20 protein-coding genes and 4 pseudogenes are annotated in these 23329 nt (G+C 42.6%); 11 read left to right on the forward strand and 13 right to left on the reverse strand.

Features of this window, described 5'->3' with window-relative positions; all coding sequences use genetic code 11:
* The first annotated feature begins 89 nt into the window (after positions 1-89).
* Complete coding sequence (locus V5G28_RS35550; RefSeq protein ID WP_332994791.1) at positions 90-296, forward strand: hypothetical protein; 207 nt, start codon at positions 90-92, stop codon at positions 294-296.
* 495 nt (positions 297-791) lie between these two features.
* Here V5G28_RS35550 and lpxD read toward each other — a convergent pair whose 3' ends face one another.
* Positions 792-1844: a UDP-3-O-(3-hydroxymyristoyl)glucosamine N-acyltransferase gene (lpxD, locus tag V5G28_RS35555; protein WP_332994793.1), complete on the reverse strand. Its 1053-nt coding sequence runs from the start codon at positions 1842-1844 to the stop codon at positions 792-794.
* A 284-nt stretch (positions 1845-2128) separates the two neighbouring features.
* Between lpxD and V5G28_RS35560 the strand changes: the two are divergent.
* Positions 2129-2257: pseudogene (locus V5G28_RS35560) on the forward strand (RNA-guided endonuclease TnpB family protein); the annotation flags it as partial.
* Positions 2258-2302: 45 nt separating this feature from the next.
* Here the strand turns inward: V5G28_RS35560 and mltA are convergent.
* A complete protein-coding gene (gene mltA, locus V5G28_RS35565; protein ID WP_096563969.1) occupies positions 2303-3571 on the reverse strand; it encodes a murein transglycosylase A in 1269 nt (422 codons plus the stop codon).
* Positions 3572-3722: 151 nt separating this feature from the next.
* On the opposite strand from mltA, the gene V5G28_RS35570 reads away from it, so the two are divergent.
* The 5 genes from V5G28_RS35570 to V5G28_RS35590 all read left to right on the forward strand — a co-directional run bounded on the left by V5G28_RS35570 (position 3723) and on the right by V5G28_RS35590 (position 11797).
* Complete coding sequence (locus V5G28_RS35570; protein ID WP_332994796.1) at positions 3723-3869, forward strand: hypothetical protein; 147 nt, start codon at positions 3723-3725, stop codon at positions 3867-3869.
* 477 nt (positions 3870-4346) lie between these two features.
* A complete protein-coding gene (locus V5G28_RS35575; RefSeq protein WP_332994798.1) occupies positions 4347-5117 on the forward strand; it encodes a hypothetical protein in 771 nt (256 codons plus the stop codon).
* 361 nt (positions 5118-5478) lie between these two features.
* On the forward strand, positions 5479-9507 hold the full coding sequence (locus tag V5G28_RS35580; protein ID WP_332994800.1) for a hybrid sensor histidine kinase/response regulator: 4029 nt from the start codon (positions 5479-5481) through the stop codon (positions 9505-9507).
* A gap of 513 nt (positions 9508-10020) precedes the next feature.
* Positions 10021-10635 carry a helix-turn-helix transcriptional regulator gene (locus tag V5G28_RS35585; RefSeq protein ID WP_336231553.1) on the forward strand — a complete coding sequence of 205 codons (615 nt, stop codon included), beginning with the start codon at positions 10021-10023 and terminating at the stop codon, positions 10633-10635.
* A 442-nt stretch (positions 10636-11077) separates the two neighbouring features.
* Positions 11078-11797, forward strand: coding sequence for a spondin domain-containing protein (locus V5G28_RS35590; protein WP_332994805.1), 720 nt, complete (start codon positions 11078-11080; stop codon positions 11795-11797).
* A gap of 497 nt (positions 11798-12294) precedes the next feature.
* Here V5G28_RS35590 and V5G28_RS35595 read toward each other — a convergent pair whose 3' ends face one another.
* Positions 12295-12654, reverse strand: coding sequence for a DUF4168 domain-containing protein (locus V5G28_RS35595; RefSeq protein WP_332994808.1), 360 nt, complete (start codon positions 12652-12654; stop codon positions 12295-12297).
* Between the two features lie 217 nt (positions 12655-12871).
* Positions 12872-13858 (reverse strand): DNA polymerase III subunit delta, encoded by a 987-nt coding sequence (gene holA, locus V5G28_RS35600; protein WP_332994810.1) that lies wholly within the window; start codon positions 13856-13858, stop codon positions 12872-12874.
* A 209-nt stretch (positions 13859-14067) separates the two neighbouring features.
* Between holA and V5G28_RS35605 the strand changes: the two genes are divergently transcribed.
* Positions 14068-14865, forward strand: coding sequence for a DUF1868 domain-containing protein (locus tag V5G28_RS35605; protein WP_332994813.1), 798 nt, complete (start codon positions 14068-14070; stop codon positions 14863-14865).
* A gap of 29 nt (positions 14866-14894) precedes the next feature.
* On the opposite strand, the pseudogene V5G28_RS35610 reads toward V5G28_RS35605, so the two are convergent.
* From V5G28_RS35610 to V5G28_RS35630, 4 genes and pseudogenes are all read right to left on the reverse strand, one after another.
* Positions 14895-15179 (reverse strand): annotated as a pseudogene (locus V5G28_RS35610) (RDD family protein); the annotation flags it as partial.
* Positions 15137-15419, reverse strand: a pseudogene (locus V5G28_RS37000) (transposase domain-containing protein); the annotation flags it as partial. The pseudogenes V5G28_RS37000 and V5G28_RS35610, both read right to left, overlap by 43 nt.
* 288 nt (positions 15420-15707) lie before the next feature.
* Positions 15708-16283, reverse strand: a pseudogene (locus V5G28_RS35625) (DUF4350 domain-containing protein); the annotation flags it as partial.
* Positions 16284-16641: 358 nt separating this feature from the next.
* A complete protein-coding gene (locus V5G28_RS35630) occupies positions 16642-17133 on the reverse strand; it encodes a DUF2243 domain-containing protein (RefSeq protein ID WP_332994861.1) in 492 nt (163 codons plus the stop codon).
* A gap of 159 nt (positions 17134-17292) precedes the next feature.
* Here V5G28_RS35630 and V5G28_RS35635 point away from each other — a divergent pair, with 159 nt between their 5' ends.
* Positions 17293-17763, forward strand: coding sequence for an NADAR family protein (locus V5G28_RS35635; protein WP_332994820.1), 471 nt, complete (start codon positions 17293-17295; stop codon positions 17761-17763).
* A 116-nt stretch (positions 17764-17879) separates the two neighbouring features.
* Here the strand turns inward: V5G28_RS35635 and V5G28_RS35640 are convergent, their stop codons facing one another.
* The gene (locus V5G28_RS35640) at positions 17880-18140 is read right to left on the reverse strand and encodes a hypothetical protein (RefSeq protein WP_332994822.1); all 261 of its coding nucleotides are present in this window, start codon (positions 18138-18140) and stop codon (positions 17880-17882) included.
* A 188-nt stretch (positions 18141-18328) separates the two neighbouring features.
* A complete protein-coding gene (locus V5G28_RS35645; RefSeq protein WP_332994825.1) occupies positions 18329-18808 on the reverse strand; it encodes a hypothetical protein in 480 nt (159 codons plus the stop codon).
* A gap of 646 nt (positions 18809-19454) precedes the next feature.
* Here V5G28_RS35645 and V5G28_RS35650 point away from each other — a divergent pair.
* Positions 19455-19700: a hypothetical protein gene (locus V5G28_RS35650; protein WP_096563958.1), complete on the forward strand. Its 246-nt coding sequence runs from the start codon at positions 19455-19457 to the stop codon at positions 19698-19700.
* Between the two features lie 66 nt (positions 19701-19766).
* Positions 19767-20504 carry a photosystem II repair protein Psb32 gene (psb32, locus tag V5G28_RS35655; protein WP_096563957.1) on the forward strand — a complete coding sequence of 246 codons (738 nt, stop codon included), beginning with the start codon at positions 19767-19769 and terminating at the stop codon, positions 20502-20504.
* Between the two features lie 52 nt (positions 20505-20556).
* On the opposite strand, the gene V5G28_RS35660 is transcribed toward psb32, so the two are convergent.
* From V5G28_RS35660 to V5G28_RS35670, 3 genes are all read right to left on the reverse strand, one after another.
* Complete coding sequence (locus tag V5G28_RS35660) at positions 20557-20940, reverse strand: DUF4346 domain-containing protein (RefSeq protein WP_332994863.1); 384 nt, start codon at positions 20938-20940, stop codon at positions 20557-20559.
* Between the two features lie 298 nt (positions 20941-21238).
* Entirely contained in the window at positions 21239-22420 is a 1182-nt protein-coding gene (locus V5G28_RS35665; RefSeq protein ID WP_332994866.1) for a GNAT family N-acetyltransferase, read from the reverse strand.
* Between the two features lie 49 nt (positions 22421-22469).
* Entirely contained in the window at positions 22470-23162 is a 693-nt protein-coding gene (locus V5G28_RS35670; RefSeq protein ID WP_332994831.1) for a RibD family protein, read from the reverse strand.
* Positions 23163-23329 lie beyond the last annotated feature (167 nt).

Consider the following 23329-nt stretch of genomic DNA (forward strand, 5'->3'; position numbering starts at 1 on the left):
CTTGCTAATATTGAGTTAAAAATCAGCTTTTTTCTGATAAAACTTGAGGCGATACGTACAAAGCCTTCAAGGCGAGGGCTATAAATAAAATGAAGAGTCTTAAAACAGTTATCAGTTATCAGTTATCAGTCCTAACGGCGTATGGTGGGGAATTTAGACGCGCCACCAAAGCCTTCGGTCGCTCTTGGTGGGGGACGCGCGACCACTCGTATTTAACTGATAACTGCCGGTGGTACTGTTCACTGTTAAAAGCCAGACTTGATATTAAGTATGTCAGTAACAAGAAATATTTATAGGCGAAGAATTATAGCAATCGTAAATAATTTGTAAAAGGGACTGGGGATTGGGGACTCTTGGATTGGGGTAGTGGTATATCAAACGAAAAATTATGTCCGGGGCAATAAAGACCTAAACATATTTTGGGGCATTTTCCCCAGGATTTTGCAAAGCGAGAAAAAATTCTCAAGCGCAGACTACAAAAACTAGAACACCAATTCAGTATTCAGACTTGGAGCTAAAAAACCCGTTTTTTTGTAGAGACGCTTCAAACAGCGCGTCTCTACAGCCAACGAAAAATTAATCTTTTCAGGAACAGAAACCGGGTTTTTGGGATTAGTGAATCGGTGTTCTAGCACGTAAAATCAAAGGGAGCAAAAGGTATAAGTACACAAAAAGAGTAGCCAAAGTGTACGAACAGATGCACTTTATTCACTCATAGCCTAAATCGCCGACTCAGCAAACAAAGCCTGCAAAAGCAGCCCTTAGCGGCGCATCTTCATAGAGAAACGCTATTAGTCATTACCATTGTTAAATTTACGTTGTAACTGTTTGAGGACTTGATACATCTCTGGTATGCGGGTGAGAACAGCTGACACCTTCAAGTATTGTTTGTGAGGTATCGCTGGACTTCCAGAGACAATTTCTCCTGGTGGTACATCATTATGAATTCCAGCTTTTGCAGATGCGATCGCCCGATCACCAATCTTTACCTGATTGGCAACTCCCACCTGTCCAGCCAAAATAACACCATTGCCAAGCGTCACGCCTCCCGCCATACCAACCTGACCTGCCAACGCACAACCAGCACCTATTTGGCAACCGTGACCTATTTGAACCATATTGTCAATTTTGGTATTGCGACCTACTCGTGTTTCTCCTACCGCTGGGCGGTCGATAGCGCTGTTGCAGCCGACTTCTACACCATCTTCTAAAACTGTGTAGCCGGATTGTTCCATCTTCACCCAACCAGTTGAACTAGGAACAAAGCCAAAGCCTTCAGCACCAATAACAGCACCACTATGAATCACACAATCTGCACCAATGCGAGTCCGTTCGTGGATAGTACAATTAGCGTGCAAGGTGGTGCGATCGCCTATTTTGGCATCTGGATAAATTACGACATTGGCATGAACGCACACATCATTGCCAATTTCTGCTCCCTGCTGAATCACAACATGAGGACCTACGTACACCTGGTTACCTATTTTTGCTGTCGCGTGAATAACGGCAGTAGGATGAATTTCTGGAGTGGGACGCCAAGGTTGGTAAAACAACGCGATAATTTTGGCAAATAGGAGTCTTGGTTCTTTTGTTGCTATCCAAACAATGCCCCGTTCTTGTGCTTGTATCTGCAATGTTTGATCTAAAGGCAAAATTAAAGCACTGGCACTGGTTTTGCTGACCATAGAAGCAAATCTTGCTCCTTCAATGTAGCTGAGAGTGCCGCTTGTCGCTTCATCTACTGCTGCTAACCCTGTAATTTCTGGGTCATTATCTTTATTGAAGGAGAAGCTACTGGAGGCGGCGGCGTCACCAAGTTTTTCTAAAATTTCACTGAATTTCATGGTTATTTTTTCACCAGTTCTAGATATGGCAAAATAATAGTCGCTTTTTATTAAGATTATGTTCTTGGCACGTAGATGAATAATATTTAATCCTTAAGAGAAAGTACGGTCAGATGCATACAAATTATCTGCGTGCATCTGCGGTTCTAAACACGCTACAAATGTATATTTACAGGCAGGTATAAGTTTGAAAATTGACCTGTAAGAACCAAGATTGAAAAGTTATTGAAAATTTGGGTTTAAAACCCCGTCGTCCACTCCGCTAAAGGACGGCTTTACTTTGTCGTGAAGATTTTCTACACAAACTAAGCCGTAAATTAGTTGACGAGAACCAAGTCATAGTTGTAGAAAACTTAGCAGTTAAGAATATGGTCAGAAACCACAAACTAGCAAAATCAATCAGTGATGCTGGGTGAAGGAAGAATCCTCAAAGGCTTTAGCCCGAGGATTTGTCAAAATTACTGCTTCAACAACAAATAATATAGGCTGCCATTGCCGCCAGTCACACCAGCGCGATCGCCAGCTAATTTGCCACTTCCCATAAAATAATCAACCCGTCCTGGTCCTTTGATAGCGCTTCCTGTATCTTGATCAAGCACGTAGCGGTTGACAGTACGATACGCTAGCTTTCCACCCGGAGCAGGATACGGCAAACTGGTATTAATCAGCGCCAATGCTCCTGGAGGCATAATAGATTTATCAGTCGCAATCGAACGTTCTGCTGTGACTGGCACACGAATACTTCCTGTAGCAGGTGTACCACCAGTTTCTTTGAAGAAGACAAAGCGTTCCCAGCGCGGTAGATAATTACTCATTTCTTTGGGATTTTGCTGGAAATAGTTTAGCAAGACTGGCATCGTCAAACCCTTTAAAGGTAGTTTGCCATCTTTTGCCAGTTGTCCCCCGATGCTTGTCCACGGGTAATCTGTTCCACCTGCATAGCCAACGGATGTTGTTGTGCCATTAGTTAACTTGAGTTGGGCAGAACCTTGAATTTGAACCATGTATGCGTCTAAACGATTACGAAACCAAAATAACTCCAAACCTCGTAACGGGCTTTTATTGTCTGGCAAACCATCTTTTCCTTCTAACTCAATCCGTTTTGGGTGTGGTTTAGCCCATTTGTCGAAGTTAGGCGGGAGTCGATAAACAGGATATTTATATGCTGAGGTGCGAACACGACTGGCGGAATAAACAGGCTCGTAGTAAGCAGTAAACTTCACAGTCCCATTGCCATCGTTCCCGACTGATTTGTAAAAAACAAACTCCCGACTCACAGCAGCTTGCAGTTGTGCTGGTGACTGTGAGCTAACAACCAATTGGCGGAAACGTTGCAAACTACGACGGACGCGCTCAAGGGTAATCTCTCTAATAGGATAATTCTGATACACTGCTATAGCTTTATCAGTTGTTAGGTAACGCAAACTGTTGTCTATTGCCGTCAAAAGTGCGTTGCGGTCGCCAATGCCGTTTCCACCCCAAATTTGTTCATCCCAACCGAGGCAACTGTATGAACTGTTACAAGTTGTTCCTACATCTACTGGTACTAACGATGGCAGAACCTCCTGGGGTTGGCTGGGTTGTGGCGGTGGCAAATTCTCAGGTTGACCTGGGACTGGTATTGGTATCGCTGGTAAGTTAGGAACCTGCTGAGCAAAAACTGACCAAACCGGGTTAATAAGGGCAATTCCTAAACTTAATGACACAAAAGCAAGCGTTTTTCTCATGATTTAGGTAAATCTTTCCACACTAGAGCTAAAAATGGGTTTTACCCGGATAGCCACAATCCGAGACGGACGCACTACCATGTACTCACCCTGAATATTTTTGATCGGTACGCTGATGAAGTGAGTAAGCGCGCTGCAGGAGGTGAGAGCAGTGCTGTTTGCTCATCCTCATCCCCTTGGTGCTGTCGCCTATGACGGTTGCTATCCCACAAACAGTTCCCAAGGAAGTAAGAAGCAGGAACTCACAACCAAAATTTTGGTAATTGCTCGAATTTTGCTAAAATTTAACAATAATTGAGTATTGGCTCATTTTTCATAATAGTCTGCTCGATATAAATATCAGATAGTAACATGATTTTATAAATATTAGTTTACTTAAAAAAGTAAACTAATATTTCAATAAAAACCCCTAAGATTCAACAAGTGCTAACTTAAGAATTGAAGCTGAAAAGCTTACCTGGCAGATAAAACAGCTAGACGTAAAATAAGCAAAGAGGTAAAAGACGCTGTTAAATCTACATCTGTCTCGCAACAAGGCAGCAACACCCAATCTCGAATGATGATATTTCCTCAAATGTAGAGATACAGGGGGCACTGTAACTGAGGAGCGATCGCTTTTAAGAAGAGTGAGAAACTCAGTACAACCCTAGGTAGAATGAACAAACAGAGGAAATAACTCATCTAGTAGAATGTTGGGTGTTGTTGTCATAATAAGCGCACCTAGGTGTAAGCTTGTACAAAGTTGAATAGATAGAGACAGTTGAAATAGCGCCTTATGTCAATTATTGCTCTGGGAGCATGGTATCTAGAGAATTATGAGCCGATTTTAGAACTGGAAAAACGCCCGCCGGATATTCGCGTCAATAAAAAAAGCCTCCTGAAATCAGGATTAAGAGCGGATTTTTTGGAAGAGAGTGAGCAAGTAAAGAAATCGACTTGGTTTGGGCGCTATCTGGCAGGAGAAAATGTTGAGTTCTATATTGAGGGTAGTGGTGGTTATTGTGTGGCTAATATTGACTTGATAAGCCATGAAATATATTTCACGAAGCAGACTGTGTTAGCGCAGTTAGAACCCACAATTTTTTTATGCCATCAAACGGAGTATCCAGCAGCTAGTGAAGCTTTACGAGAGGGGCTGCTTGAAAGTTTGGAAATTTTGAACAGGCGATCGCGTTTACCTTTGTCTTTAATAGAGTCCTACCGCCCGAAGGAAGGTTCTCTGCGACTGAGCCGCACAATCATGCGAAAAATTCATAGAAGTTTGTTGTTTGTTGCTGACGCCACGCCTGTTGCTAAAACCGACACTAAAGAAATTGCCCAATTGATTCCCAGTCCCCATGTCTGTGTTGAAATTGGCTATGCCATTCAAAGTAAGCGATCCGAGCAAATTCTCCTAGCTCAAATGCAGCGCCCAGACTTGCCGGGGCAATTTCCCTTTGACTTACCATCATCGCAAATTTTTCAATTTCAAGACACTACAGAACTTGGTCAAATCTTGCCCCAAACAATTGAAACTCAACTTCTCCGATTTAAATTATTTGCTTGATCAGCTGTTCTTGCATATAAGGCATATTTCTTCGTGTTTTTTTTGCTAACTGAAAGCCACAGATCCCCGACTTCGTAAAAGTTGTCGGGGATCTTGTTTCGGGAGAAAAAGGGGGAGGTATTTCACAACTCCTGCAGGGATTACTATATGTGCCTGAAAAATATTATCATTAACACAAGATCACTAACCAGTTCCTACTTTTTTTCTTGTCCTTAATCCCTCACAATGATTTTAAAATCTGTACAACGGTAGATGTAAACAAAGTTAATGAAAAGCATAAATGACTTAGGATAGAGAATCAAATTTTCCCAGCCGACAATAAACATTACCACGCTAGATAGATGCGGTTAAAAAGCGTTCAATGTTAAGAGTCAACCGCTTGCGCCAACAAAATTCAGATCAAATCTCTTCACATTCAGTGGTTGCACAAACTGCAAGTGCAATCACTCTATTTGTCGGCTGCTTGGTACTACTTGGCTGGTGGCTCGACCTAGAATTTATCAAAAACTGCTTTTCTTTAAGCAGTGTGACCATGAAGGCAAATGCAGCTGTGTGCTTCATTTTGTCTGGCGTGTCCCTGTGGCTGGCTCAAGGGGCAGTAGGAGGAGAAAATACTCCCATCACCCCCTCATCCCCACGCCAGTCGCCTCAACGGGGGGAACCCCCGCACGGCGCTGGCTCCTCACTCTTATCGAGGCTGTGTGCAACAAGTGTCCTCGTCATTGCTGCGCTCACACTGAGTCAATATTTGTTCGGCTGGAATCTCGGTATAGATGAATTGCTATTGCGTGACTCGCCTAACGCTTTGATGACATCCCACCCAGGGCGAATGGGATGGAACACAGCAGTGAACTTTTTGTTGATTGGCAGAGCGTTGGAGCTTGTGGGTGAACCAAAAACTCGGCGTAGCTATTGGTATGCCCAGATTTTCGCCCTCATTGTCGCTTTGATGTCTTTACAGGCGATAATCGGCTATGTTTACGGCGTTGATATTCTCTACGGCTTTCCTCCTTACAGTACATCAATGGCGTTACACAGCGCACTGGCGTTTACAGTGCTTTGTGTAGGTGTACTGTTGACTCATCCCAACGAAGGGTTGATGCGGATAGTCACGAGCGAAACTTACGGCGGCTTGCTGGCACGTCGGTTGTTACTAGCAGCGATCGCTGTACCTTTAGTACTGGGGTGGTTGATTCTCCAAGGACTAAGAGCAGAAGTTTACGAGCCAGCATTCGCGGTATCGCTGCTTGTCGTGGTGCTGATTGTCAGTTTCTGCGTCTTGATCTGGGAAAGTGTCGCGGCGCTGGAACGCATGGGAATTCAACGCGATCGCGTTAAAGAAGCCCTCAAAGCAAATGAAGAAAAACTCAATAGTTTTGTAGATGCTAACCTCATCGGCATTCTTTTTGGTGACATTCACGGTCATGTACGCAACGCCAACGACGAATTTCTGCGGATGATTGGCTACACAAGGGAGGAGTTACAAGCAGATAAAATCAGCTGGGTTGACATTACACCACCAGAGTATTTACCCCTGGATGCAGAACGCATTGCCGAAGCAACGGAGAAAGGTGCTTGTACGCCTTACGAAAAAGAGTACATTCGTAAGGATGGTAGCCGCGTCCCAGTTTTAGTTGGTTACTCGTTACTAGGCGAAAAGCGCGAGGAGTCGGTGGCTTTTATCTTGGATTTGAGCGCTCGCAAACAAGCAGAGCAAGCACTGCGCCAGACCCAAGAAAGATTCCGTTTGGCACTTGATAACATTCCTGATGTCTTTGCGATTTACGATGCTCATCGGCGGTTACAGTTTGTCAATACAGCCGCATTGCAGCGCATTAAAAAACCAAAAGAGGAAATTCTTGGACGCACTGACGAGGAAATTTTTCCCTCTGAGGCAACACAAGCTTATCTTCCCACTTTAATTAAGGCGCAAGAAACCCGCACCTTACAAACAACAGAAGCCACAATCACCTTACCCGATTACGGCACATTCACCACAGAAATCAAATATCTGCCGCTTTTGGATGAAAACGGTGAAATAGAACAAATTCTTGCCTTTACTAACGACATCACAGAGCGTAAGCAGGTGGAGGAAACACTCCGGAATCAGCAAAAATGGCTCGAAGATTTGCTCAACCTCATGCCAATGCCGATGCTGTTGATAGAACCAGGAACAGCAAAGGTCACTTTCGCCAACGTTGCTGCGGACGTTGTGGCTGGCGGCAAATTCCCTAAGGCAGAATCATCCCAAGACTATGGTACTTATTACTACTCCACCGATGCGGCGGGAAATACTATCCCAGCAGAACAGGCTCCAGGCATGCGAGTTGCCCGTGGCGAACGTATTGAGGGATTTGAACTCGACTGGCACACCCCTGTGGGTGTGCGTTCCCTGCTGATATTTGCTGATACCCTAAGCGCGATGCATGGTCATCCAGCGACCTGTGTCTTGGTATTTCAAGACATTAGCAATCTCAAGAAGGTCGAAAAAGCGCTTTCATTGGGTTATAGAAGGCTGCAGTTATTATTCAGCACAGCAAGTGATTTACTATCAAGTCAGCAGCCTGTGGCATTGATTGATGGGTTGTTTAGAAAACTCTCGGAACAAATTCGTTTAGATGTTTACTTTAATTATTTAGTTGATGAAGATAAGCAGGTATTGCAACTGGCATCCTATAGTGGTGTGACAGAAGAATTGGGAAAACAAGTTGAGTGGATGAAGTTTGGTGAAGGGGTGTGCGGCACGACAGCACAAGAGCGTCGTTCAATAGCTGTGGAAAATGTGCAGCAATCCACTGATCCAAAAACAACGTTTATCCGCTCTGTGGGGATTACAGCATATTACAGCTACCCTTTAATAGCGCAGGGACGGCTTCTGGGGACTCTTGCCTTTGGCAGCCGTAAGCGGTCCAATTTTACTCAAAATGAAATAGGGATGATGCAAGCAGTTTGCGACCAGATTGCGATCGCAATGGAACGCGCTGGCTTGATTGCTTCTTTACAACAGCAAACTGAGCAGTTGAGAGAGGCAAACCGCATGAAAGATGAATTTTTGGCAATCTTGTCTCACGAGTTGCGATCGCCCCTCAACGCTATCCTGGGTTGGGCGCAGCTTTTACGTTCCCGTCGCCAGCTAGATCCAACCAAGGTCGCTCGGGCATTAGAGACAATAGAACGAAACGCTAAGGCGCAGACGCAGCTCATTGAAGATTTACTAGATATCTCGCGGATGATTAGAGGCAAGTTACGGCTTAATGTCCGCGCTTGCGACCTCGTTGCCATCATTGATGCCGCCCTTGAAACCGTACGCTTGGCTGCTGAGGCAAAAGAAATCGATTTAAATTTTTATGTTTTAGAGAATGGCTTGGGTAATACTGATGAAAATCCAGAATTTTCTCACACTCAAAATCTAAAATTCGCCGAGGAGCAACCTCATCATTTATCTAATAATTTAAAATCGAAAATTCAAAAACCCAAATTCTTGGTTTCTGGCGATGCAGAGCGTTTGCAGCAAGTCATTTGGAATCTGCTATCTAATGCCATCAAGTTTACACCCCAAGGTGGTCGAGTAGAAGTGCAGCTTAGGGTAGCCAAAGAAGGTGATAAGGAAGAGAACGGACTGGTATCCCCCTCATCCCACACCCCACAATATGCCCAAATCTCGGTAAGCGACACGGGTATCGGTATTAGTTCCGATTTTCTGCCATACGTCTTTGACCGTTTTCGTCAAGCTGATAGTTCCAGCACAAGGGCACATGGTGGACTGGGGCTGGGGTTAGCAATTGTGCGTCATTTAGTAGAACTGCATGGCGGTACCGTCCAGGTAGAAAGCCCAGGTCAAGGGCAAGGTGCTACGTTCACAGTCAAGTTAGCGCTGCTCAATAATGAAGATAAGAGGACAAGGGGACAAGCGGACAAGGGAACAAGCCAATTGATTGCACAACCGCCTGCTGAACCTGACTCCCAAACCTCAGATCCATATGTTTCCCTTGACGGCGTGCGGGTGTTGGTTGTAGACGACGAAGCTGATACCCGAGATTTTCTGGTCACTGTACTGCAACAGTGCCAAGCCGAAGTCAAGGCGGTGGGTTCAGCACGGGAAGCACTCAATACCATGACACAATGGAAACCAGATGTTTTGGTAAGCGACATCGGAATGCCAGAGGAAGATGGTTATTCTTTGATCCGCAAAGTGCGATCGCTTGAACGTGCTGGAGACATCTCCTCACCACAGCAAGGCGGAAAGATTCCAGCAGCAGCATTAACAGCATATGCCAGACCAGAGGATAGAATGCGAGCCATTCAAGAAGGTTATCAGCTGCATTTGCCTAAACCTGTTGAACCTGCTGAGTTAGCTACAGTCGTTGCTAGCCTCGTTGGGCGTACTTGACACCTCATATCATGTCCGCTTAATGACTTATATAGCGGTTTTTACTTGAGTACAATACAAATTTTGTGGGGTGGGCAGGAAAGCCCGCCCGGATAGTAGGACGGGCAAGATGCCCATCCCACAAGAGTCTAAAACTGTATTCTTTTCAATTGAGAACCGCTATAAGTGTTCATCCGGACATGATACCAAACTTCAAACTAAAAAACTCATCACTGCTAAGCATCATGTTTATTTACTAGATGCTTTTATAGGAATTTCCCTATACAGAAATTAATTCAATTCTTGCAATATCTGCATCCGAAATAGAGCATTCAAGAGCTGTATTTACAATCAACTTGTCAACAAGGCTAAAAAAACTTTTAAAAGTTTCCTCTGATAGTGTGGCACGTCATAAATGGCACACTCATCTGCATATTCATGTGTCATTCATCTACACTTTTAAGACAATTCAAGGTGCATTTTTCAATTCAAATCAAACTACTAAATAATGTTGTGAAAATTGAAGCATCTCCCATGAACCTAACAAAAATATCCGCAAAAACACTAGTTCAACCACAACAGCTAGATACCATTAAGTTGCATAATTCGCAGCAAGCTTCTTTTTTGGAAGAAGTGATTGAAAACTTACAAGACGGTATCTTACTCTTAAACGAGACGGGCGAACTCATTTACACCAATACATCTGCTTATCGTATTCTTTCTCAACTCAATCAAGACAGTTCCAACTCCAATTTTATCCCACCTGCTATCTGGCGTCTTTGCAAAACATTACTAGACCGTAGCCTTTACCCCAATAAAATCATAATTTTATCTAATGAAATTGTAGTAGCTCGGTCAAAAATTTTTCGCGTTAGGGCGAGATGGCTAAGCTTAGACCGATTTAACCGCTCTTGCCTTTTAGTGATAATTGAAAATAAATGTGAATCTTTGAAAAATGTTGCACTAGCTGAAGTTAGAAAATACGAATTGACACCGCGAGAAGCTGAAATTTGGTATCTTTATCGAGCAAAATACAGCTACAAAGAGATTGCTGCTCAGCTTTACATTACTGTAAATACAGTGAAAAAGCACATGAAAAATATTCACGCAAAGCGACAAGCCTGTTTAGATTGTGAGAATGAAGATTAGTTAGCATTCATAATTCATTGACAGGAGGCATACGTCTAAGACGTCTAAAGCCCTACGGATATGCACCTTCATGCATAGGGCGGTAGCCTACGGCACACCGAACGCGTCTACGTTTTAGAAACAACTACTATTCATCCAAGAGTACCCTTGAGGGTACTTTGTTGCTATATGAAAATCATCTATCGTGTAATTACTACAGAAACGGGATATTTGGTAGTCATACCAAGTTTAAATTTCAAATGTCATTCTGGACAAAGCAAAGATGCTTAGTTCTTGCGGCTTGCCAAAGGGTATTTGCAAGAGACTATGTTTTTCTACGTTACGTTCAGCGTGACATTTTTATGTATCTATATCTATATACACGCACTTTAGTATTAAAAAAATAGGATTTTACTGCAACTAAACAATAAGCAAGTCGTCAATAAAAAAAATACATCATATCATGCAGCAGCTTAAGCAAAGAAATACAGAGACTGGATTTAAAAATCATGTTAAAATGACTACTCTTAAGCTGACAGTTGAAAACTTGACGCCGCCAAAAGAATTATGTATAAGCCATTTTTGGTTTGGTTTGCATGATGGTAATTTTGATACTTTACATTTAGAAGATACTACGAGACAAAGTATCAAACGAACGGCTGAAGATGGCAATCTTATGAATCTAACTCAAGAATTTACAACCAGTGGTTCTGGTCTTTTTCAAGGAATCATTGTTGGTCTATTTCGACCATTGGGTAATACCAGTGCGGCTAATACTGTATCATTTACCTTCTCGATTAATACTGAAATAAAACGTCAAATTTACTTCAGCTACAAGGCAGTGATTATTGATAATGATACTTTTGTTGCTAATCAAGACAAACTTGCTCATCAAATTTTTGACACAGAAGGTAACTTCATTGGTGCTGATTTCATTGTGTTCAGTTCTGAAGTGATTGGTGCAGGTGTTGACGTGAATGATGAATTATCAGCCAATCAAGTAGGAGTTTTCTTCTCAGAAAGATTCAGTACTTACGCAGGCGCTGCTAAAGACACATTTATACATAAGCATATTGGTTATCATTGTATGTTTGCTCATGGCAATGTTACAATTCCAAACTATCAGATAGCTCGTATCAAAATTGAAACGGTGTCTGTACCACCGCAAGAGAGAGTTTTTTAAGCTAAAGGTGTATTTTTGCTAAGGAGACTTTTTCTGCTAAATTGAATACCTAAGATTCCGATTCTTAAAAAGCTTTCTCTGCAATAAGTAGGTCGGTACAAATAAAGTTTACTTGTTAAGGCAGTCATTAGTCATTAGGAGGCAGTGCGGTGGACGGGTTCCCCGGCATAAAGCACCTGCCGTTCATTAGTAAGGGTTTCAGGCGTTTTTACAAATCTTTATATAGCTCAATTTATTTGCGCCTGTCTACTTACGTGACTATGTATCAACCACTGTGTGCAACTACACAGTGACGCAATACATACTGTCTGCGTCCATACTAAATAATTACTCATTCACAATCAACTCCTAAATATATTTAGGGTCATTCATGGTTCAACCACTTATTGAGTTATTTAAGTTTGGAGTTATCACATCTCCTCCTTTGCGGTTGAAACGAGTTTCATCAATTTTTACTTGGAAAATATTTCATCTTTTTTCGATGGTACCAACAGAAATTATGGATTTTTTTGTAGGCGAAGTAGTAGATTGTACATCTGTCGTTTTAAATCTTCGTTACTTTGTACCTGTGTAGTAATCGTGTTGTATCTATCAATAGTGAGACCATTTTCTTCAACTACTTTTTGATAGCTTTGGCAGTAATTCACAGCAATATCTCTAGCCTTGCCAGGAAGACCACCTAAGCTGTTCTTATCGTTACAAACAATCTTAGGAACTTCGCCGTTACCAATAATTTTTTTTATTTCATCAAAGGCTTGTTGACGCCGTGGCTCCATTGTTAACATAGCTTTAGCGTAACTTCTAAGTTCATTAGGGTTAACTGATTGTGGAGCTTGAGCATCGGCTTTTGAACTCAAAACTAAAGTACTAGAAACCAAACTGGCAGTCGCAATAACGCCTACGAACAAAGATTGGGAAAGTATCCGAACTAGACTAAGTCGGAAAAAGCGATGGTAATATCTTCTCATTTGCTTTATGAAACAACTACAGTCGGGATATGTTAATCACTGTGAATTATTTTAGGAGTGAGAAGTTCCAGAAAACACCCAAAGCATCAAATGTTTGTTTCTGTTGTCAAGTTCCTCGACATACTTGACAAAGCTCTATAACTTTAGTCTGTAGTGCTGACATCTCTGAAGCTCCTTGTTTGAGACTAACTTCCAAATCTAACAATATAGGTAAACTGGCAATAAGTTGCTGCACAGAAACCGATTGTATTTCTTTTTGTAAATAGTAAATGCGATTGGGGTTGCCTATCTCCGCAGCTTTGGCAATAACTTGTGAATTGCGCTCACCATTTTCTATCATCAGCTTGACCCATAACCAAGTGCGAAATTGACCAATAAGCGTAGCAACTATTCGCAAAGGAGGCTCACAAGCATTGATGATGTCGGTCAATATCGCTAAAGCTCTAGCTGTGTCGCCTGTTCTGATTGCTGCTGCTAATTGTAGGCTATTCTGAGTTGTATTTTGGACTAACTGAGCGACGGCGTCTGTATCTAAAGCCTGATTGCTATCTTGAGCATAAAGCCGTAATTTCTCTAACTCGTTGTGCAGAAGGCGTGTATCATTGCCTACACTTTCTGCCAACATCTCTACACTTGAGTGAGTCAGTTTCACTCCTACTGTTTGAGCAGCTTGAGTGACAGACTGCACCAATAGTTCGGTCTTCCAAGGCGGGATTAAAGGAAATTCTTGGAATTGGGCAAATTTTTTCAAAATTTTGGTAGATTTGAGGCGTTCGTCTGGTTTGTGACTACTAGTGAGCAACAAAAATGAATTTTCCGGGATGACTGGTAGAGTTCTTACCAATTCAGAGAGCACATTGTCTGAACATTGCTGGCAAAGGGTAGTATTTGCAAGCCATACTAAGCGTCCACCGGCTCCAAAAGGTGGTGTCATCACTTGATTTAATGCTTGGATCGGCGCATCCGGTAGATCTGGAGGCAGTACTGTGTAGTTAAAACTTGTCCATAAGGGATTTAGGACGCGATCGCGCACAAGTGCAACCGCCTTTTCTATAGCAAAATCATCCTCACCCCAGTAAAAGTAGACAACCATAGGGAACCTCACTGTAACTAGAATTGACTCTTAACAATCCCTATGGGTTCAGCCCAGAGATTGTCATGCATATTTCCTCATCCCCCTCATCCCGCTCATCCCTCTCATCACCCTACCACCTTAAAAAAGCTAAATAGTTTTTAAATTGCTTATTTAATCGCAGTAGTTTTGCCTACAATCAATAAGCGTGGAGTTCGAGGATATGAAGGTTGGACGACAAATATCAAACTTACTTAAATCGTTTAGCGCGGATGACGCTACCAGAAGCGTGTAAAACTCAGATCCAGCATATCCAGGAATCTTCTAAATTTCAGCCTAATTCCGAGGGAGTAAGGCAAGCAGAACCTTTTCCTGGCTATACGGTGATTACTCCACCTTGGGAAGAAGAAACAGACAACTCTACTTTCTACGCACGCTTACAGGTTTACCAACAGGAACTTTTACAGTTCAGTGTAAATTCTGATTGGATTGTGCTTGTACCTCCTGCTAGCTTTCATTTGACTTTGGCGGACTTGATTTGGGATAGTGCTTACCATGATGCTTGCGAAAAGAATCCACAATTTGAAGAACAGCTACGCTCTTGCGTTGGGCAAATCTTTGAGCAGTATCAACAATCAATGCAGCGGCAAACTCATCCCATTCGCTGGCTTCTTCAGGGACTCGTAGTGATGCCAAGAGCTGTAGGCGTTTGTTTGGTACCTCAGGACGAAGCCTGCTACGAGCAAGTTGTTAACCTGCGTCGCGCAATTTATCAAAATTCCAACTTAATGGCATTGGGAATTGAACAACATTATCATTTCACAGCACATGTGACATTGGGCTATTTTGGAGACATTTCACCGAGTCTAGACCGCGATCGCCTTGCTACCATGTTTTCTCAGTTGAATCAGAAATGGACAGAGAATTCCCCAGAATTGACCATACATCGTGCCGAACTCCGGAAGTTTGACGATATGACGCGCTATTATCGCCAACCAGACTGGCCCAGTTTAGATTTTAGTGCTTAAACATTCAGTCATCCTTAGTCTCTTGCAGCCTAAAATTTAAAGTCAGAAAATTTTTGATATGCAAGGTAAATAGCTTCTAAAAACACATCTGGGGTGACAGCTTCTGGTATCTTTTCTAAGTGAATCATTGCTTGAATATCCTTAGCTAGTCGCAGAGCTACTGAGGCTCTTGCCTTTGCTAGCATTGCACTGCGTCTAACTAAATATTCCCTAATAACAGCAAAATCGTCAGGTAGTATGGCTGACAAATCGGCTATTTGTAGCAATTGCTCGCTGACAGACTTTGCTTGTTCTGAAATAGTTGTGCTAATTGATAAAATAAATTACTCATTACCCTTGTCCCTAATCGCTGTCGAGCTTGTGTAATTGCTGATTTACAAGGTACTCGCGCTTTTTTTACCAACCTTAACCCATGCCTCCGATAGACCATCAATTAAATTCTTAAGTACACCCCGCATTGAGTCTTTCGACCAGAGGCTCATTGCAATTACCAGGCACACTACCAACTGTGCTGGTAATGACCGATTTCTCTGTTCGCAAGCTTTGGTTGTAGCGTTAGCGAAGCTCCTCCGTCAGGAGGCTCGCCTGCTCGATAGCCGTTGATGGAATAGCTGTCTCTATCGCTTTCAGTAAATCACCACTTTATATCTTAGGAGACAGCAATGAGAAATCCTTAAGATGCACCACACTCTATTTCCATTCTTGAGAACAATCCTTACTTTACCTGACTTTGAGGCTTAACTGAACCGTATTGCTGAATGAGGGTGGATTGACCAACCACAACTCGATTCAGTTCTTGACTGAGGCGATTTAAGACAGGATTGGTTTCGCTCATTATTGTTATTTATATATTCTGATAAATACTGAAAATTACTTTGCTCATCTTGGTAGGCATTAGCAGCTAAGTAGGGAGTTGTAGAAAAAATAGCTTTTCCTTGACCGTAATTTTTTTCCCACACAACAGCACCAAAGCGATCGCCCAAAGAAACCTTTTCTTGAGCTTTGATCTGTCGCCGTCGTCGCGTCTGTATTTTGACATCTCCAACTGGAGATTTGTGCATGGTGGTGAAGTCTGCTGCTGTACTCGCCGCCCCCACACCCAAAATAATCAAAGTATTGCCTTTTTCTAGCCATTTTTTCTCTTCACTATCCAGATCAGGCTGTGTCAATTGGCTGTTGATTTGTAATAGAGTGGCACGTTTTTCTGTATTGAAATCACTAAAAGGCTTTTGCCAGCGCTTGATACCAGTTTTTTGCTTTTCCATATAAGCATACCAAGCGCCGTAACCATCGGGAGCGCGGTTGTAAGTGGAACCACTATTGATGTTGCTGCTGGTTGGAGCTGCAAAGAAGCTAAGTATTACCATAACTCCCAAGGCGATCGCCCCAATCCAAGCCAGACGGTTTGAGCGTTTGATGTGTTGGAAATCTCCTGATACGCTTGCTGACAATGCTCATAATTGTCTGCCGAAATTTCAGCATTGCCAAAACACAATTGCTCGTGAGTGATTATCAAAGTCTCATAAGGCTGCCAGTTGCCTCTGTCGGGAAACCCTCCTGCAGTACTGGCTCCTAATGACTGCCGAAACTCGTTAACTTTATTTGTACCGACCTACTTAGTACAGCTTTGCATTAATTCGTAGCGTTTTAAAACGCAGAGGGACGCGGAGTCAACGCAGAGTAACGCAGAGCCTTTCTGAAATTAATTCGTTACGAACTTGTGAAATTCTGTACTTAGTAAGGTTATGAATTATGAAATTTTTCAACATTTAGCAATCATAATTCATCATTACTTTTACCGTTCTTTTGTACCATTACCCACCCAACGACAACAAGAAGCGCACCGACCGCAAGAAATCCCAAATCCCAAGCTAACTGATGCGGTCCTGGTTTTACATGATGGATGCCAAGAATATGATGGTCAATCACTCCTTCAACCAAGTTGAACAAACCAGCACCCATCAGTATTGACCCAAAGTAGATGTTGGATAACCAAGGAACATCTTCACGCGCTCCAGCCCGCCACAGCAACACCACTCCAATCACAGTCATTATCCAATCAAAGGCGTGAAATAAGCCGTCCCAAACTGTATTGACATCTATATTAGAAATTGTGGTCATAGGTCGAACATTGCTCAACATATGGTGCCACTGAAGAATCTGATGCAGTACAATGCCATCAAAGAACCCACCAAGACCCACACCAAGGAAAATTCCAGCAACAATCAACGGGGCACGTTGGTTGCTCTTTTCACTCTTCGCCTCCATCATCAACCTCTCAAACACACTTTTCTATCACCATAGAACTCTATTTTGAAAGCAATCTTCTGCCTTTAGACAAGTACTGTGGTGGAATTCAAAGCAAACCACTTCTTGCTAGTATCTACGGTGATGATAGATATTGAAGTATAAAACAACAATTTTCAAATGACTATTTACTTTTACAAGGTTTGGCAGCCTTATGGCTGTTTTTCCAATTTTTCTCCTCATGGAATCATTATGCAGGGCCTCTATTGGTCAACAGTTGAGCATTATTATCAAGCTCAAAAGTTTGTTGGAACCTCAGATGCGGTCATTATACCTCTGATCCATAATGCTGAGACACCAGAACTCGCTGCGGCACTAGGACGGGACCCCACGCACCAAATTCGTGTGGACTGGGAGGAGGTCAAAACTCAAGTGATGCGAGAAGCTGTACTCAAAAAGTTTCTTACGCATACCGATATTAGAGAAATCCTTTTAACCACGGGTGACAACCTGATTGTAGAAAACTCCCCAACCGATTATTTCTGGGGTTGCGGAGCAGAGAAAACGGGTCACAATCATCTCGGTAAAGTCCTTATGAGTGTACGCGAAGAAATCCGCAAGTTACCATCTTTGTCAGTCATTTTTGATTAATTTGCCTATCCTCTGCCTATATTTTCACAAGAAATTAGGCGATTTCATCCAAATGGGGGATGATAATTTCCCCCCAGACGCTTGGTAGCTGCACCATTGCTAAATCTAAAAGTCGATTAAATATTCGGCAAACTCTTAGATTTTTTTATTTGAATTTTTTGATTTGGAAACAAATTCATTCCTGACGTCATTTTAAATATGCAGAGCGAACCAACCAAAGAAGTTATTAACACCAACCCCGATATTGTCAGTAAAATACTGTTTACAGGTTGGGAAATTGCAGCTTGTAGACGCTTTTTTGCTCGCTTTTCCTTGCCTAACAACAAAACTATATAAAAGCCTTGTTTAAAAAATGGCATCGAAAGCTTAATATCCACAGCATGACGTTTGCTAATGCGCTCCTTAAAGACCTGTTTGAGCGCAGCTAATTAAGTATCGGTAAAAGTCGTTACTGTTTTAGGAGGAATGCGGGCGAAAAAGTCTTGTACAAAAGGGTCAGTTCTGGAAGAATCTTTGGTGAAACGGTTTTGAGGCATATTGTTTTTCTTGTCACTAGGAGTAGGCTTTAGAACATAGGATTGTGTTCAGAATCCCAACAATTTCCGTCTCTCCAATTTCTACCGGTGCGTTCACATTCAAACTTATTGTGAAGCCAGGGAATTGATGTAGGGTAGGGCGAAGTGGGTACGGAAGTCAGTAAGGAAAATAAAAAGGAAAAAGTCGTGAAGCTAGAAGTCAATAGGATAATCAAAAATCCTGTGAGGAACACAATATTACCAGGAGTCCAAAGAGGATATACGCTTTTTTCATATTGCAAGCGCTGTTTCGAGCGACGTTCCGAACCAGCTAATAACACCAAATAAAACCGTAGTCCTGGTATGGGAACGGAAACTCGCAAGTCCAGAGGATGACGACCCCAATTACGAGAGCCAAAAGCTTTTTTGATGGCTTCTAGTTGCTCCTCTGTGAAAGTATCAGTAATTTCCGGGGGTATTTTAGCAAATAGTTGGTCAAAAACAGGATCAACGTGCTCCAGACGTTTCATGACTTGCGTGTTTTACTAAGTGTGACTGAGCAAGATACAAAGTTTAGTTTTTGCTTAAATTCCTACTAGCATAACTGCTAATATTTAAAAATTTTATTAATTTATTATTTAGATTAAAATATGATTTATGCAAATATTTTGTTAATACTTAAGTAGAAAATATTTTGATAGCATTGCTATGGCAAAAATAATACTTAAAGTATTATTTCCTGATGTTTTCTGTGCTGCAATAATGTTGGTGCTTGTCGTTGCCTTCAGAGTTAAAAAGTAGGTTAAATTAACACAAATCTATAAAATTGTCTTGAATAGATTTACTGAAAACATCACTTGAACCACGATTGCCCTGCATAGCACTGCGCTCCGCGCAATCACGCTCAAATTCAAAATTCAAAATTCAAAACTAATTAAGAAATTTTGAATGAAAAATTTTAGTTGAATTTGAGTAACGGTTTCAAGCCCCTTAATTTTATTAATCAGATCTTGCACCCAACAAGAGCCTCTGACGACTCACTGTTGCAACTCTTGCAAGATCTTAGATACCGGACTTATAAATTAACTATTTATAAATATTCTGAACAATGCCATTGACACCTAACGGAGGGCGTGGGGAACTGCGGAGAGTGAGGAAGAAAATCTTAGTAATTAAATGACACAACGGGACGGACAGTTTCTTCCGGAGGGAAACCCTCCTGCGAACTGTCCTCGGAAACTCCAACGCCATGCAGCGCTGAACCCCTCACGCACTGGATGCTTGTATTGCACTCAAGCGATTTACAACCACCGCAAGGCGGAAGTACAAACAAATTGGCTTAAAAAGCTGCTAATTTTGTGCTGGTTACGATTTAAGCTAGAAGTGATTAGATTAACAGTGTTCGCTCATAACCACGCGTAAATAGCGAGACTTTGCCAGTGGTTATGTAGTATTTTTTTGGTGCAAGTCTGTCTTTTGGTAAATCCCATGAAACAGCTCCTCAACCGAGTCTATGGCTGGAAAAAACGCATCCAACGGCTAGTTCTGCCTTCAGTGATGGTCATTCTAGCTTCTTTACTATTTGCCACATCCGCTTCGGCTACAGGTGTATATGAAATACCAACTATTACAAGTGGGGAACATACCTGGGTGGTGGATCAAGCTGAAGTGATCAGCCGTCTAAATGAAGGCAAGATTAGCAGCACCCTGGAAAATTTGGCAAATAAAACCGGAAATGAAGTAAGAATTGTCACAGTTCGTCGTCTTGACTATGGTGAAACCCCCGAGAGTTTCACCAAGGCATTGTTTGAAAAATGGTTTCCCACAAAGGAAGCACAGGCAAATCAAACAATATTGATGATTGACAGTGTCACGAACGGTGGAGCAATTATCACTGGCGATAAAGTGAAGTCTTTGTTGCCAGATGAAACCGCTTTTAGTGTCGCTTCTGAAACCTTGATGGCACCATTGCGGGGTGGTAACAAATATAACCAGGCGTTTTTAGATGCAAGCGATCGCCTAGTCGCGGTGCTATCTGGCGAACCAGATCCTGGACCACCTCAAATCGCCGACAATGTGCAGGTAGAAGGCACCTTTAAGAAGGCAGAAGAAACTGATAAAGGTAACGCAACGGCTTGGGTGATCGGACTTTTAATTGCCGCCACCATTATCCCAATGGCGACTTACTACATCTACCAGGTGTTTCAGCCATCTTCTAACAGTTAGTGCTTAGTAGTTAGTGCTTAGTAGTCAACAACTAACTACTAACTACTCCCAATTAATCTTGCACATACTCTTGTCCTGTCAGTAAAGCAATCTCAGCTCGGACAAACTCTCGACCCAAATAAGCCGCATGGTTTAACTGAGTCACAGGAGGGAGCTCTTGTTCTTCAAAAATTTTCACAGACAGTTCCTTTGCCGTTCTCCCACTAAATACAGTTGTGTGAGTGCGTTCCACCTTTCCCCGTGCTGGAATCACCTTTCCAGTTTCCGGATCAACAGCTAAACCACGCTCATCAATCACATTTGTGAAATGCTTGGCATAAATTAATCCCTCCTCCCGATTCAGATAAATAATGAAATACCCACCAGGATCAAGGTCAATATGACGCCCAGAAAGTTTATCGTCAATCGCTGCCAAGCCTTCAACACTCAAATCCATAGTCACCATAGAAATCAACTTGCTTTAGGGGTTTTTCACCCCTTCTCAAGTGTAATTCTTATCTTCCTGGGCGTTCTAGCCTAACGGCAAACTGCCCAGTCGCAAAGCGCCCCGTGAGGGATACGCATAAACAAGCATTTTGGCGGTTCATTTTAACAGTTATCAGTTATCAGTTATCAGTTTCATCGCTTAGAGGGGGAAACACCACACTAAGAGCGTGGAAGGCGTTGGTGGCGGTGAGCGCATCCCCCATCATACGCCTGTTCACTGCGGCTGGTACTGTTCAGTGTTGAGTGTTTTAATCACTTCTATTAGTAAACGGCAACTCCGCATTTATTGCCTCAATTTCCTGCTGTTCTAACTCATTAACCTCACTAATGTAATTGCGCAAAATTTGTGCCAAACGATTATTGTAAAAGCGGTGCAAACTGTGATTGGGAGCAGCAGGGAAACCGCGACGCTTTTTGTGGCGTCCGCCAGCACCAGGGTCAAAAATTTGGATACCGTTGGCTATTCCCCACTCTACAGGTGCATAATAGCAAGCATCAAAATGCAAGCAATCTATCTCTTGGAAAGAACCCCAGTAGCGTCCATACATCCTGTCGCCCTTAAATAGACAAAAAGACATCCCCACTGGTTGACGATGATCTAGCTCGCTGTATGCTGCAAAAAACACAACTCGATGGCGGTAATGGGTGTGTAGCTGTTCAAAAAACTTTTTCGTTAAGTACTTGCTACCCCACCAGCCAAATTTGTCACAGGTATCAGCGTAGAACTCATACATCAAAGGAAACAACGACTTGGGAATTTCATCCCCAGTAACCGCTTGTAGTTTCAAACCAGCTTTTTCCACTGCTTTGCGTTCGCGCTTAATGTTGCGACGCTGGTTGGCGTTGAACACTCCCAAGTAGTCATCAAAAGTGTTAAACCCAAGATTTTCCCAGATGTAGCTGTGGTGTAGCCAACTTGTGAAGCCGTGGCGTTCCAAAATCGGACGCCATTCGGGATCTACATAGAGAAAATGACAGCCAGAGATGCGGTGTTTGGTGCAGAAAGCATCAATTTCATGCAGCATTATTGCCGTTATCTCATCTTCATCTTCTCCTGGTGCAATCAAGAACCGATAGCCTTCAGCCGGGGTAAATGGAGCCATTCCCAGCATTTTCGGGTAATACTCCACACCAATGCGTTGTGCTAAGTCTGCCCATTGGTGGTCGAAAACAAATTCGCCATAACTATGTCCTTTCAGGTATAGTGGGGCAGCAGCAATGAGCGTTCTGTCTCGCCATACAGTTAAGTGATTCGGTAACCAGCCAGTCTTAGCTGCGGCGCTTTGGGAGGTTTCCAGATTTTTCAACCACTCCCACTCTAAAAATGGGGTTTTAAGTGGCAATGCTAAAGCATCCCAAGCATTTTGGGGAACTTCAGCAATTTTATTAATCCAAGCAACAGAATGGCGAGGCTTTAGTTGTTCCACCATTGGAGGTTTCAAAGATACAAAATTTAGCACAAGCTTTATTTAGCGTAATCTAATCTGTCGATCGTTGCAGGCGATAATGCAGAAACACTTCCATCTCAACGGTGTGAACTGCCATAAGTTGCAGACGCTTAGCACACTCAGGTAAAAATCCGCTACCTTGTACTGGTGTCGGTGCGGTAGAACCGCCTATAATCAACGGACAGATGGTGAGCCAAAATTCATCGATTAAATCCAATTCCAGCATAGAAGCGACTAATTCACCACCGCCCAAGATAGCTAAGCGTTTTATGCCCAAAGTTGTTAAATGTTGTAAGGCTGCAAGAATGTCAACTTTTGCTGTTGGTGTTTCAAAAACCAAAATTTGCTCAAATTCTCTGCGTCCTTTCCAAAAAAGCGCTCCTTGTGTTGTCGTCAGCAACCAACGGTTGACTGGCTGCTGAAAGAAGCGCATTTCCGGATTCAGGTTGCTAGAATGTGTAATTACTATATGGACTGGCTGGGGGGGCTTTCCCGCCTGAGTTCGTTGTTGCAGCAGTTGTGGATGCGTTACGGTTAGTGTTGTACCGTAGGCGCGGAGTGTACTAGCACCGAATAAAACAGCATCAGCTATGGCGATTTGCTCTTCCAGGTGTGCTTTATCAGTTTTGGAGCCAAACCGAGCTGGCGATCGCCTAACATCTGCTATCTTGCCATCTGCACTCATCGCCAAAACTACAGTAGTATGAGGACGGTGTTGTACCATTGGGTAGGTTTGATATTTTTTATGTTTTCTCTAGGGAATATTAATTTTCAAAAATAGTGATGCTGGAAACCTCCCATCTCCCAATTTCATCTTTAATATTCATATGCAACAACATATGCAACAACATATGCAACAACGGTCGTAGCAGGTAGTTTCTATGAGTGTTT

Origin of the sequence: Scytonema sp. PRP1 (genome assembly GCF_036697665.2) — a bacterium.
Lineage (GTDB): Bacteria > Cyanobacteriota > Cyanobacteriia > Cyanobacteriales > Nostocaceae > Kalymmatonema > Kalymmatonema gypsitolerans.